12 protein-coding genes are annotated in these 13,232 nt (G+C 60.2%); 8 read left to right on the forward strand and 4 right to left on the reverse strand.

Features of this window, described 5'->3' with window-relative positions; genetic code table 11:
• Positions 1-49: 49 nt before the first annotated feature.
• The 3 genes from JFT86_RS18400 (at position 50) to JFT86_RS18410 (ending at position 4,010) form a co-directional block, all read left to right on the forward strand.
• Positions 50-1,534, forward strand: coding sequence for an NCS1 family nucleobase:cation symporter-1 (locus tag JFT86_RS18400; protein ID WP_201237774.1), 1,485 nt, complete (start codon positions 50-52; stop codon positions 1,532-1,534).
• Positions 1,535-1,669: 135 nt separating this feature from the next.
• A complete protein-coding gene (locus JFT86_RS18405) occupies positions 1,670-2,953 on the forward strand; it encodes a Zn-dependent hydrolase (protein WP_201237775.1) in 1,284 nt (427 codons plus the stop codon).
• Between the two features lie 115 nt (positions 2,954-3,068).
• Positions 3,069-4,010 carry a DHH family protein gene (locus JFT86_RS18410; RefSeq protein WP_201237776.1) on the forward strand — a complete coding sequence of 314 codons (942 nt, stop codon included), beginning with the start codon at positions 3,069-3,071 and terminating at the stop codon, positions 4,008-4,010.
• Here JFT86_RS18410 and JFT86_RS18415 read toward each other — a convergent pair.
• Both JFT86_RS18415 and JFT86_RS18420 read right to left on the reverse strand, forming a co-directional pair.
• Positions 3,980-4,846 (reverse strand): CAP domain-containing protein, encoded by an 867-nt coding sequence (locus JFT86_RS18415; protein WP_201237777.1) that lies wholly within the window; start codon positions 4,844-4,846, stop codon positions 3,980-3,982. The two genes, JFT86_RS18410 and JFT86_RS18415, sit on opposite strands and share 31 nt — an antisense overlap.
• A gap of 273 nt (positions 4,847-5,119) precedes the next feature.
• The gene (locus JFT86_RS18420; RefSeq protein WP_201237778.1) at positions 5,120-5,890 is read right to left on the reverse strand and encodes an alpha/beta fold hydrolase; all 771 of its coding nucleotides are present in this window, start codon (positions 5,888-5,890) and stop codon (positions 5,120-5,122) included.
• A gap of 112 nt (positions 5,891-6,002) precedes the next feature.
• Here JFT86_RS18420 and JFT86_RS18425 point away from each other — a divergent pair, with 112 nt between their 5' ends.
• Complete coding sequence (locus JFT86_RS18425; protein ID WP_201237779.1) at positions 6,003-6,947, forward strand: aldo/keto reductase; 945 nt, start codon at positions 6,003-6,005, stop codon at positions 6,945-6,947.
• Here JFT86_RS18425 and JFT86_RS18430 read toward each other — a convergent pair.
• Positions 6,944-7,840: a LysR family transcriptional regulator gene (locus tag JFT86_RS18430; RefSeq protein ID WP_201232866.1), complete on the reverse strand. Its 897-nt coding sequence runs from the start codon at positions 7,838-7,840 to the stop codon at positions 6,944-6,946. The two genes, JFT86_RS18425 and JFT86_RS18430, sit on opposite strands and share 4 nt — an antisense overlap.
• A gap of 148 nt (positions 7,841-7,988) precedes the next feature.
• Here JFT86_RS18430 and JFT86_RS18435 point away from each other — a divergent pair, with 148 nt between their 5' ends.
• On the forward strand, positions 7,989-9,014 hold the full coding sequence (locus JFT86_RS18435) for an NAD(P)-dependent alcohol dehydrogenase (protein WP_201232865.1): 1,026 nt from the start codon (positions 7,989-7,991) through the stop codon (positions 9,012-9,014).
• 116 nt (positions 9,015-9,130) lie between these two features.
• Positions 9,131-10,297 (forward strand): MFS transporter, encoded by a 1,167-nt coding sequence (locus JFT86_RS18440; RefSeq protein ID WP_242489280.1) that lies wholly within the window; start codon positions 9,131-9,133, stop codon positions 10,295-10,297.
• Here the strand turns inward: JFT86_RS18440 and JFT86_RS18445 are convergent.
• Positions 10,294-11,187 carry a LysR family transcriptional regulator gene (locus JFT86_RS18445; RefSeq protein ID WP_201232863.1) on the reverse strand — a complete coding sequence of 298 codons (894 nt, stop codon included), beginning with the start codon at positions 11,185-11,187 and terminating at the stop codon, positions 10,294-10,296. The genes JFT86_RS18440 and JFT86_RS18445 overlap by 4 nt on opposite strands.
• A 113-nt stretch (positions 11,188-11,300) precedes the next feature.
• Between JFT86_RS18445 and JFT86_RS18450 the strand changes: the two genes are divergently transcribed.
• A complete protein-coding gene (locus JFT86_RS18450) occupies positions 11,301-12,701 on the forward strand; it encodes an amidohydrolase family protein (protein WP_242489279.1) in 1,401 nt (466 codons plus the stop codon).
• A gap of 13 nt (positions 12,702-12,714) precedes the next feature.
• Positions 12,715-13,194: a DMT family transporter gene (locus JFT86_RS18455; RefSeq protein ID WP_201237780.1), complete on the forward strand. Its 480-nt coding sequence runs from the start codon at positions 12,715-12,717 to the stop codon at positions 13,192-13,194.
• Positions 13,195-13,232: the final 38 nt, after the last annotated feature.

Raw genomic sequence — 13,232 nt, forward strand, 5'->3', positions numbered from 1 at the left:
GCAGCCGCCTGATGAGCAAAAAAATAATCAGAAGAACAGTGGAGCGGCCATGCAACAGAACAGATCGCAAGTGACCGAGCGCGACGGCTTGTTCGAACTCGAAGCCGGCAGCGACGTCCTCGACAGTCCCCGTTACAACCACGACATGGCACCGACCAAGGTGCGCGAACGAACCTGGAACAAATGGCACATCACCGCACTGTGGGTCGGCATGTCGATCTGCGTGCCGACTTACACCCTCGGCGGTGTGCTCACGGCGTACTTTGGTTTGAGCGTCGGTGAAGCGCTGCTGGCGATTCTGTTCGCCAACATCATCGTGCTGATTCCGCTCACGCTCAACGCGTTTCCCGGCACCAAGTACGGCATTCCGTTTCCGGTGCTGCTGCGCTCATCGTTCGGCATTCTTGGCTCCAACGTGCCGTGCCTGATTCGCGCGCTGGTGGCGTGCGGCTGGTTCGGTATTCAGACGATGTTCGGCGGATTGGCGATTCACCTGTTTCTCGGCTCGGTGTTCGACGGCTGGAAATCCCTCGGCGGGACAGGGGAGGTGATTGGTTTCATGGTGTTCTGGGCGCTGAACCTGTGGGTGGTGATTCGTGGTGCCGAGTCGATCAAGTGGCTGGAAACTTTATCGGCGCCGTTGCTGGTGGCGGTCGGGATCGGCCTGCTGGTGTGGGCGATGCCGAACGTGTCGATGACCGAACTCATGGCGATCCCGGCCAAACGTCCGGAAGGCGCCAGTGTGGTCGGCTACTTCGCCGCGGGGCTGACGGCGATGGTCGGATTCTGGGCGACGTTGTCGCTGAACATTCCTGACTTCAGCCGTTACGCCAAGAGCCAGAAGGATCAGATCCTCGGCCAGATCATCGGCTTGCCTCTGACCATGTTTCTGTTCGCGGCACTGGGCGTGGTGATGACGGCGGCGTCGGTCAAACTGGTCGGCGTCACGGTGTCTGATCCGGTCACGTTGATCGGTCATATCCAGAGCCCGGTGTGGGTCGCGGTGGCGATGGCGCTGATCATCATCGCCACGCTGTCGACCAACACCGCTGCCAACATTGTTTCGCCGACCAACGACTTCCAGAACATTGCGCCCAAAGTGATCAACCGCACCAAAGCGGTGTTGCTCACCGGCGTGGTGGGGCTGGCGTTGATGGCCCACGAACTGTTGAAAAAACTCGGCTGGATCGTTTCCGATGTCAGCCTGGAAAGTGTCTATTCCAACTGGCTGCTGGGCTATTCGAGCCTGCTCGGGCCGATTGCCGGAATCATGGTGGTCGACTATTTCCTGATCAAGAAACAGCAACTGGATCTGGCCGGGTTGTACCGCGATGACGTGTATCCGGCGTGGAACTGGGCCGGGTTCCTCGCGTTCGGCGTGCCGGTGGTGCTGACGCTGCTGTCGCTGGGCAGCGATGCGTTCAGCTGGTTTTACAGCTACGGCTGGTTCACCGGCTCGGCGTTGGGCGGAATCATTTATTACGGGCTGTGCGTGATGCGTGCGCAGCCTTCGGTCGCGAAATCAGCGGTGTAAGCAATGGCCTCATCGCGAGCAGGCTCACTCCTACAATTTGGAATGCGCTCCCCTGTAGGAGTGAGCCTGCTCGCGATAACGGTCTACCAGACACCACAGCAACATCCATAAGAAAAGCAGCCTGAGGAGATCCCCATGAACGCAGCCGTAGACGTTCTGCAATCGACCCATCAGCACATCAACCGCGACCGCCTCTGGGCATCGCTCATGGAACTGGCCAAACTCGGCGCCACGGTCAAGGGCGGGGTCTGTCGCCTGGCCCTGACTGACCTCGACCGTCAGGCCCGCGATCTGTTCGTGCAATGGTGCAAGGACGCCGGATGCAGCGTCACGGTCGACGAAGTCGGCAACATCTTCGCCCGTCGCCCGGGCCGCAATCCAAACCTGCCGCCAGTGATGACCGGCAGCCACATCGACACCCAACCCACTGGCGGCAAGTTTGACGGCTGCTTCGGCGTGCTCGCCGGCGTCGAAGTGTTACGCACCCTCAACGACCTCGGTGTGGAAACCGAAGCGCCACTGGAAGTGGTGGTCTGGACCAACGAAGAAGGCTCGCGCTTCGCCCCGTGCATGATGGGCTCCGGCGTGTTTGCCGAGAAATTTACCCTCGAAGAAACCCTCGCCAAAGTCGATGCCGAAGGTGTCACCGTCGGCGAGGCGTTGAATGCCATTGGCTACGCCGGCCCACGCAAAGTCAGCGGCCACAAGGTCGGCGCCTATTTCGAGGCACACATCGAACAAGGCCCGATCCTCGAAGACGAACAGAAAACCATCGGCGTGGTCCTCGGCGCACTCGGGCAGAAATGGTTCGACCTGAAGCTGCGCGGTGTCGAAGCGCATGCCGGCCCGACGCCAATGCACTTGCGTAAGGATGCGCTGGTCGGCGCCTCGGTGATCGTCGGCGCCGTCAACCGCGCTGCCCTCGGCCATCAACCCCACGCCTGCGGCACGGTGGGCTGCCTGCAAGCCTATCCCGGTTCGCGCAACGTCATCCCCGGAGAGGTGCGCATGACCCTCGACTTCCGCCATCTGGAACCGGCGCGCCTCGACTCGATGATCGCCGAGGTGAAGCAAGTCATCGAGACCACGTGCGAAGAACATGGTCTGACCTACGAGCTGACCCCGACAGCCGATTTCCCTCCGTTGTACTTCGAAAAGGGCTGCGTGGAAGCCGTACGGGGTGCTGCGAAAGGTCTGGGCCTGTCGCACATGGACATCGTCAGCGGTGCCGGTCACGACGCGATCTTCCTCGCCGAACTGGGGCCGGCGGGGATGATTTTCGTGCCATGTGAGGGCGGCATCAGCCACAACGAAATCGAGAACGCGGCACCGGATGATCTGGCGGCAGGGTGTGCGGTGTTGTTGCGCGCAATGCTGGCGGCTTCGGCGATGGTGGCCGCCGGTAAAGCCGCAGCCTGAAACCCAAAGATCGCAGTCCTGTTGACCTGCTGGACTGTAGGAGCTGTCGAGTGAAACGAGGCTGCGATCTTTTTTCGTCACCCAACCGTCACAAACCTGTGCGATGTTGCCGGCCATGAAAATCATCACCTCCGGCGCATCCTATCTGGACATCGACGCCTACGCCTGCTGCATCGCCTACGCAGAACTGCTCAATCTGCAAGGCACTCCCGCCCGCGCCGTCAGTAGCGCGCAACCTAACGCCAGCGTGTCGAAAACCGTGCTCGCTTGGCGCGGCGGTCTTGGCGACTACAGCCCAAAAACGAACGACCAATTCATCCTGGTCGACGTTTCCGACTATCACCATTTCGACCCGATAGTGGTGCTCGATCAAGTGGTGGAGGTCATCGACCATCATCCGGGCTACGAAAGTTACTGGGCGCAGAAGCTTGGCGCTGCCGCCGACATCCAGGCGATCGGCGCGGCGGCAACTCAGATTTTTCAGCGTTGGCAGACGGCCGGTTTGTTGTCGCAGATCAGCGTACAAAGTGCCGCATTGCTGGCCACGGCGATTCTGGATAACACGCTGAATTTCACCGGGCAGATGACCACCGCAGCAGATATCGACGCCTATGGCGAACTCGCCCCCCGAGGAAAACTGAGCATCGACTGGCCGCAACAGTATTTTCTTGAATGCCAGGCGAGCATCGAGGCAGACCTTGCTGGCGCGTTGGCGGCCGATATGAAACGGATGAAACCCGAAAGCAAGCTGCCGCACGTTTTCGCCCAAATGACGGTATGGGATGCCGACGCCTTGCTGCAAAAACACCAGCCGATGATCAATCGCTGGATGGCAGAACAAGGCGAAGACGGGCTGCTCAACGTCATTGGTATCCGCGACCAGAAAAGCTGCCTGCTGGCGCCTGCCGACGTCAGCCAACAAAAGCTCAATCAGTTATTGCCACTCGACTGGCAGGCGGGAATGGCTGTGCTGAAACCCTCAATACTGCGCAAGGAGTTGCTGAAACTGGGACTTGGCGCGGCCGGTCAAGGCGCGCCAAAGAGCATCGTCCAGTAAACCCCTTCATCACTGCGCGCCTCGCTGGCGAACCCGGCGCCGACCTGGGTGAACATCGGGTTCATCAGATTGGCGCAGTGCCCGGGGCTGGCCAGCCAACCGGCCATCGCCTTGCCGGGTGAACTCTGTCCGGCGGCAATGTTTTCGCCGATTTGCCGACCCCGATAGCCGGCGGCCCGGGCGCGATCGGCGGGCAGATCACCGTCGGGGTCGCGGTGGGCGAAATAGTTGCCGTAAGCCATGGCTTTGCTATGCCCTTGTGCAGCGGCGCCGAGGGCGGCATTCCAGCTCAACGGCCGAGCGGCGGCGAAGCGCTGGCGTCCACACATCCGTGGCCGGGCGCGGGCAGCGTTGACCTCGGCGAGCAGGGCTTTGCCGACGCTGCGGTTATCGCCGACACGACTATCAACCACCGGTTGCGCCAACACCACTTGCCATTCACTGCGCGCTCGGCTGATGCCAATGTCAGCGTACTGAGCGTCGAGCAACGCACCGCAGTAGTCGCTTTGCAGCAGGTCGAAAGCCTCTTCGGCATCCTGCGCCCCGACAATGCGGATGCTGCGCACCGCCACCGCCGAGTAACCGGACGACTTCAGTGCTTCGCGCAAGCCACCGCCATAGCGATAGCCGACCGGCAAGGCGAGGTTCGACTTCAGCGCCAACGGCGCCAGGCGTTGCACGGGGCGCCGATCGCAGCGTTGCGGGTGGGCGCGATAGTCATTGATGGCAGCCACCAGTTGGCGCTCCGCGCCGGCATGCGCGGTTTCAGCTAACAGGGGCGAAAGGATCAGCAGGCACAGCGAAACCAGGCGAGACGAGCGAACGGCGTGGCGCATGAGACGGGCAGCTCTGAAGGAGGACAGCGCAAAAGTTGAGTGAACCGCAGAAAGCGGCGCGGGTAGGACTGGGGATTCGGGACTTGGTTCAAGGGGCGGAGCGACGATTCAGGGACATGGGCGGTGGTTTGTCTGGCGCTATCGCTGGCAAGCCAGCTCCCACAGGGTATGGAGTCGTCCACAAAAAACTGTGTTCACCGCAAACACTGTGGGAGCTGGCTTGCCAGCGATGGCGCCCGCCCAGCCAACACAAAAAGTACAGGCAAACCCTCATCAGCGATTCAACACTTCCCCCATCCATTCCAGATACTGCACACGGTCCGAAATCGAGTTATGCCCCGAATCCGGCACCACCCTGAGCACCGCCACGCCTTGCGGGAAATTCTCCAGCAAGCGCTGCGTGCTGGCGCGGGGAATCACTTCGTCGTCACTTGCCGCGAGCAGCAACGTCGGCACGCGGATATGCGCGGCGTACTTGCCCGACTCGAACCGATCCTTGAGCAACCACTTTACCGGCACCCACGGATATTGCCTGGCAGCGATTTCTTCAAGGCTGTTGTACGGCGTCACCAGAATCAGTTGCTGCACCGGTCGCTGACTGGCCAGACGCACAGCCACTCCGGAACCGAGACTGCGTCCGATCACCGCAACCTGCGGATGGCTGGCATACACCTGATCGAACAGCGCCAGGGCATCCTCGGCAATTGCCTCTTCTGACGGCGAGCCGCCGCTGCCACCAAAGCCACGATAGTTGAGCAGGTACACCGCGTAATCTGGAAACGCCTGGGCAAACTCCGGCAGATTGCGCGACACGTCCTCGGCATTGCCACCGAAATAGATCAGCGCTCGCGGCCCGACGCGCTCGCGGGTGATCACCGAAACCTGCGCGTCCGGCATCGACAGGGTCAGTTGTGAGTCGGCGTTGTTGAACGCGTTGGGCTGGGGAAACCAGATCAGCGAGCGCTGGAAAAAGAACAGCGCCGCGCACAGCACCAGGTACACGGCAACGATCAATACGACGAGTGACATCAGGGTTCGGGACATTCGGCTACTTTTAACGGGGAGTGAGGGGGCGCTGTCGCAGTGTAGTCCAGCGGTTCGCACCGGCAGCCTTCGCACACAACGTGCAACAGATCCACGCAGCAGGGGAACCAGCATGAGCCACACTGAGGGTTACTCCCGTCGCCGATTGCTCACGCTGGCTGCCGGGGTTTCGGCGGTCTTCACCTTTGATCGGGCGTTGGCCACTGCCACATCGCCCGCCGTTCCCGGAGGCCAGGCCATGCAGACCCGCGTCATCCCAGCTAGCTCCGAGCCACTACCCATGGTCGGGTTGGGCACTTATCGCGGTTTCGACGTCGGGCCGGGCGACCCGGCCTACAAGCAACTGCCAGCGGTGCTCGACGAACTGTTCGCCAAGGGCGGCACGGTCATCGACAGTTCGCCCATGTATGGTCGCGCTGAAGCGACCACGGGCGAGTTGTTGTCGATCCACCAACCGCGCTCGCCCGCGTTTCTGGCGACCAAGGTATGGACACGCGGGCGCGAGGAGGGCATCGCGCAGATGGAGCAGTCGTTCAGCCTGCTGCGCACTGAGCGCATCGACTTGATGCAGATCCACAATCTGCTGGATTGGCAAACCCATCTGCCGACCCTGCGTGAATGGAAAGAGCAGGGGCGCATTCGCTACATCGGCATCACGCACTACACGCCTTCGGCCTATGACGAAGTCGAAGCGGTGTTGAAGGCCGAACAACTGGATTTTCTGCAAATCAACTACGCCCTCGACGACCGGGGCGTGGAAAAACGCATCCTGCCGCTGTGCCGCGAGCGTGGCGTGGCGGTGATCTGCAATCGGCCCTTTGGCGGCGGTGGCTTGCTCGCCCGGCTCAAGGGCAAACCGCTGCCGGCGTGGGTGTCGGATGTACAAGTCAACAGCTGGCCGCAACTGGCGCTGAAGTTTCTGCTCGCGCATCCGGCGGTGACTTGCGTGATTCCGGGCACCGGCAATCCACGCTACATGGCCGATAACGTCAGGGCCGGATTCGGGCCGATGCTCACTGATGCGCAGCGGCATCAGTTGATTGCATTGGTCGGTTAGGTTGATGTTTGCGCGGGAAACAGATGCTCTTTGAGAAAGTCAATAAACACTCTCAGTTTCAACTGTGGATGCTTGCCCGAGGGCCACATGATTCGGTAGACGCCGGTTTCCGAACAGTCGGGCAGGATGCGTTGCAACTGCCCGCATGCCAAGGCGTCACTGACGCAAAAGTCCGGCAGGTAGGCAATACCAATACCTCGCAGTGCAAAACAGATCCGTGCTTCGAGGTTGTTGCAGACCATTGAGGTCGGTAGTTGCAGATCGACTTCCTGGCCAGCTTCGCGCAAGGGCCAGACCTGTAGCTTGCCGGTGTTGGGAAAGCGAAACTGAATGCACGAATGGCTGAGCAGATCCGTAGCCTGTTGTGGCTCGCCATGCGTCTGAAAGTAGCTCGGAGCGCCCACCAGAATCATCCGATAACTGCCGATCAGGCGTGAGGTCAGACTGGAGTCCGGCACCTCTCCGGCGCGCAACACCGCGTCGTAGCCTTCCTCAATCACATCCACCCTTCGGTCATCGAAAGTCAGATCAAGATCTACTGCCGGATAGGTTTTCTTGAATTGTGCCAGCACTGGTAAAAACGGCTCGCCCACCAGTGGCAAACTGATTTTGAGGCGGCCACGGGGTGTGGCGTGGGTCTGAGAAAACTCCTCTTCAGCGGCTGCGATTTCACCGAGGATGCGCAAACTGCGTTCAAGCAGTCGCGTGCCGTCCTCGGTCAGCATGACACTGCGCGTGCTGCGATTGAACAACCGCACGCCGAAACGCTCCTCCAGACGCGTGATGCTTTTACCGATGGCTGACGCGGAGACCCCGAACAGACGTCCCGTCGCGACGAAACTGCGGGTTTCGGCTACCGACACAAAAACGCTCAACGTGTTCAAGCTGTCCATGACGATTCTCAATGCCTGCGCAGGTGCTCACTTTACCTTAGCCATTACGGAAAAAATTGTCCGTAAGTACCGGAACGCAGACCTGCTTAATCTCGGTAAGTGGCAGCTTTTACTATCAGCGCCACAGTCCACTACCGAGATTATTGTCATGTCTGACTCAATGCAGCGTTGGGAAATTTCCGCGTTTGGCCTCGATAACCTCAGCCTGGTTCAGGCAGCGCGTCCAACCCCGAAAGCCGGGGAGATTCTGGTGAAAATCGAAGCCGTCTCGCTTAATTATCGCGATACCCAAGTGGTAGAAAACGGCATGACGGCAGCGCTGAAGTTCCCCTTCACGCCCGCCTCGGACATGGCCGGCACCGTGGTTGCGGTGGGTGAGGGCGTGACTCGTTTTGCTGTCGGTGAGCGAGTGATCTCCACTTACATTACCAACTGGATCGACGGTAATCCCAAGACGTGGGCGGAAATGCCAACCCAGGGCGGGCCGATTCCGGGCATGTTGGCTGAATACGTGGTGACCCCGGCTGAATGGTGCGTTCGCGCACCCAAACACCTTGGCGCCGTCGAAGCGAGTACGTTGCCGATAGCCGCACTGACGGCATGGATGGCATTGATCGAACTCGGCCATTTGCACACCGGGCAAACGGTGGTGGTGCAGGGCACGGGCGGCGTTTCGCTTTTCGCCGTACAACTGGCGGCTGCCAGCGGTGCCAAAGTGATCGTCACCAGCAGCAGTGACGAGAAAATCGCCCAGGCCATCGCGCTCGGTGCTACCCACGGCATCAATCGCACGACTACACCCCAATGGCACAGCGCAGTGCTGGAACTGACCGAGGGACGCGGCGCCGATCACATTCTGGAAATGGCCGGCGGCGACAATCTCGGGCGCTCCCTGCAAGCGGTCGTACCTGGCGGTCGGGTGTCGATTATCGGCCTGCTCGACTCTGACGAATTGCGCACGCCGATCATGCCGCTGCTCGGCAGCCGTGCCTCGATTGTCGCGGTGGCCGTCGGCCCACGTCGCGCATTCGAGGACATGGTGCGGATGATCGACCACCACGGGATCAAACCGGTAATCGATGCGACCTATGCCTTCGATCAGGTGCGCGAAGCGTTCGCTCATCTCAATCGCGGCGCGTTTGGCAAGGTTGTGGTTGATTTCAGCAAGCCCTGACGCCCATCCATGAAAGCCTTGTTGGCGCTGGCCTGCCGGCTCCAACAAGGGGCCGTGTGTTGTTCACTTTCAGTGTGTGAGTTTTTATGAGCCGTTCTCCGCATCCCATGTCTGTCATGCCTTTTATCATTCTCGGCCTTTTCGGGCTGTACACCCTGGAACTTGGCGTGGTCGGCATCCTGCCGCTGATCGTCGAGCGTTTCGCCGTCAGCGTCGCCCAAGCCGGGTTGTTGATGAGCCTGTTCGCCTTCATCGTCGCTGTTTGCGGGCCATTTCTGGTGTTGGTCTTTTCTCGTTTCGAGCGCAAGAAGGTGCTGGTCGGAGCGCTGTTGTGTTTCTCGTTGTGCAGTGTTTTCTCCGCTTACGCGCCGACCTATTCGACGTTGATGGCGCTGCGTGTACTGCCGGCGATGTTGCATCCGGTGTTCTTCTCGGCAGCGTTTGCGGCAGCGATTTCGTTGTACCCCAAGGAGCGCGCAACCCACGCAACTACCACGGCGTTCATCGGCACAACGCTGGGACTTGTGTTTGGCGTGCCGCTCACCGCATGGCTGGCGGGGCGTTTTTCCTATGAAGCGTCGATCCTGTTTTGCGCGGTGGCGACATTGCTGGCCGGGCTTGGTTTGCTGCTGAAATTGCCACACCAGAAAGCGGCGCCGGAGAGTTTCTCCAGCCAGTTATCAATCTTGAAAAAGCCGCCGGTCTGGCTGGCGATCATTGCGACAGTGCTGGTGTTCACCGCCAAGTTCTCGGTGTACAGCTATGCCGCTGAATACCTGAAGAACCAGACAGGTCTGGACGGTGAAACCATCAGTTTCCTCCTGGTGATTTTCGGTGTCGGCGGGGTACTCGGCAATTTGTTGGCCGGACGTGCCCTGGCGAATCATCTGGTGGCGACGGCGCTGTCATTTCCAATTCTGCTGAGCATCGCTTACCTGATTCTGGCCAGCTTCGGCAGCGCTTCGGTAGGTTCGATGTTGTTGATCGTGTTGCTGTGGGGCGCCATTCATACCAGCGGCATGATCATCACGCAGATGTGGCTGACCGGCACCGCACCTGAAGCGCATTCGTTCGCCACCAGTTTGTACGTGTCGGCGGCCAACGCCGGGATTGCCCTGGGCTCGTGGATCGGCGGGGTGTTCATCGACACCTGGGGGCTGCCGGGCACGATCTGGTGTGGCCTGCTGTTCGCGTTTTTATCGCTGCTGACCCTAGGCGCCAAAGCGTTGCTCTATGGCGGCGCTGAAGCGTTTGCGCCGATGCGTGGTGCCAGCGCTGCTTAATGCGCGTTACGCAGGGCGCCGATGAATGCCTGCAATGCCGACGACATCTGCCGGTTGCTGGGGTAGTACAGGTAAAACGCGGGGAAGGGCGTTGACCACTCTTCCAGCAATGCCACCAGTGCGCCGCTGTCCAGTTCGTCTTTGATCCATTCACGGATCCACACCGTGATGCCTAAACCATCCAGCGCCGATTGCATGGCAACGGCGCAGTCACTCACCACCAGCGAACCTTTCACGCTCAGTTCGAACGGCAGACCGTCGCGGAAAAACCGCCATTTGTACAAACCGGTTTCGCCAGAGCGGCGCCAGTTCACGCAACGGTGTTGTAACAGATCGGCAGGTTCCTGCGGGCGTTGTTTGCCTTGCAGGTAGTGTGGCGAGGCGATGGCGATTTGCGTCAACGGCTCGCTGAGCTTGAGCGCAAACATGTCCTGTTCGATGAATTCTCCCAGGCGGATCGCCGCATCAAAACCCTGGGCGACGATGTCGGCGGTGCTGTCATCGGTGGTCAGCTCGAGTTTGATGTCCGGATAGGCTGCTTGAAACGCCGGCAGTATCGGCTGAATGAAATGCAGCATCGCCACCTGCGGCGCACAGATGCGCAGGGTGCCTACTGGCGTGTCGCGGTAATCATTGAGCTGTTCCAGTGCCGACTCCAGATCGGCAAAAACCTCTCCCAGCCGCTCGAACAGTTTGCCGCCAGCCTCGGTGGTGGAAACGCTGCGCGTAGTGCGGTTGAGCAGACGCACGCCAAGACGTTCCTCCAGACCTTTGATGGTCTGGCTCAGCGCTGAAGGCGAAACCCCCAGCGATTGCGCAGCGCGAGAAAAATTACGCTCGCGTGCGACGGCGAAAAACGCCCGCAGATGGCCAAACTCTTGATCACGCATTATGTATTCTCAGCTTCATAATGTTTGTAGGTGTTTCAGTATTCTAAATAAAGGCTTCCAGTCAGACAATGCGGCTACAGGCCAGTGTGCCAACCCCTGTCGAGGAGCCTTTCATGTCATTCAATACCTATTTCGATGTTCTGACTTCCGCGCTCGCGCCATTGCCCGACGCGCAGCGATTGCTGTTGATCAAGGGCGGCACCGTGATCACCAAGGACGAGCGATTGGGCAATTTCATCGAAGGCGACGTGCTGATTCGCGGTACGGAAATTCTCCAGGTCGGTACAGGGCTTGAAGCGCCGGATGCCGAAGTGATCGACGCCAAAGGCATGATTGTGATCCCGGGCATGGTCGATACCCATCGCCACGCGTGGGAAGGGCAGTTGCGCCGGATCAATCCCAATTCGCAGTCCCTGGAAGATTACTGCAACGCCACGCATTTCTCGTTCGCCAAATATTACCGCCCGCAGGATATGTACGTCGGCAATCTGTTGACTGCATTGGGCGCGATCAACGCCGGCATCACCACGTTCATCGATAACTCCCATAACGCTCGCAGCGGCGCGCATTCTGATGCGGCCATCGATGCCTTGCACGATGCCGGTATCCGCGCCGTGCATGCGCCGGGCGCGCCTTTGTCGGGTGAGTGGGAGTCTGTGCAATGGCCGGGTGATCTGCGCCGCATCAAGGACAAATATGCCGGTTCGCCCGATTCACTGGTGACGCTGGCGATGATGGCGCAGATCGACCGCGAACAATGGGCGGTCGCCCGTGAGCTGGGTCTGCCCATCGTTACCGAGTTCTTCGGCGCCGCAATGGCGGCGGAGCTTGAAGCCTTGAACGAAGAGGGACTGCTGGGACCGGACAACATCTTCAATCACTGCACCTGCCTGCCGGATCAGGGCTGGTCAATCCTGCGCCGCGCCGGGGTAAAGGTGAATGTCTGCCCGCGCTCCGATGCCCACTACGGTCTGGAGGACGGCGTTTTCGCCTGGCAGAAAGCTGTAGATCACGGCATGAATCCGGGCCTCAGCGTCGACAACGAAAGCTCCTATGGCGGCGACATGTTCGGTGAAATGCGCGTGGCGTTTTACCTGCAACGTGCAGCGGCGCATACCGCACGTTTTCATGGCCAGCAAGCACCGGAACTGGTCAGTGCAGCACAACTGCTCAAAGCGGCGACCCTCGATGGCGCCGCGTGTGCAGGCCTCGAAACGCGCATCGGCAGCCTCACGCCGGGCAAACAGGCCGACATCGTGCTGATTCGCACCGACAACCTCAGCGTGTACCCGTCGAGCAATGCCTTGGGCACCGTGGTGCATGCGGCGGAACGAGGCGACATCGACACTGTGATCATCGCCGGGCGCATCCGCAAACAGGCTGGTGTGGTGTTGGGCGTGGATCGTGAGCAACTGCATCGAGCCACTGAGGAATCGCGCAGTCATCTGTTTGCCGCAGCTGGCTACAGCCCCGATCCCTTCGCGGAGCACTTCGCTCCATTGCACTCACACTGAGAGGTGGCCGGTCATGATCCTGATGTCTTTTTTTCTGGCCTTGCTGGCCGGTGTGGCAATTGCCGTGCAAGCGGCGGTGAACAGTCAATTGGCCGGGGCCATGAGCGGCAACACACTGGCAGCAGCGTTCTACTCGTTTCTCAGCGGCATGTTCGTACTCGGTGTGCTGGCATGTCTGCGGGGTGGATTGGGCGATGCGTTGAGCGTCATTCCTGCGCAACCCGGCTGGCGGCTGGTGGGCGGCATCCTCGGCGCCGGCGCGATTTTTTGCACCGTATGGCTGGCGCCACGCATTGGACTGGCGAACTTGTTGGTGTTGGTGATCGCCGGGCAACTGTTGTCGTCGGTGGCGATTGATCACTTCGGCTGGCTCGGTGCAGCGGTGCGCCCGGCGGCGTCAATCAAGATTGCTGGCGCAGTGGTGGTGTTGCTGGGGGTGGCGCTGACGCTATTCGGTGAACGGCTGATCGCACTGCTCGCCAGACCTTTCTGACGCCCGGTTATCCCTTGCAGGAGTGAGTCTGCTCGCGA

The organism is Pseudomonas sp. TH06, from assembly GCF_016651305.1.
Taxonomy (GTDB): domain Bacteria; phylum Pseudomonadota; class Gammaproteobacteria; order Pseudomonadales; family Pseudomonadaceae; genus Aquipseudomonas.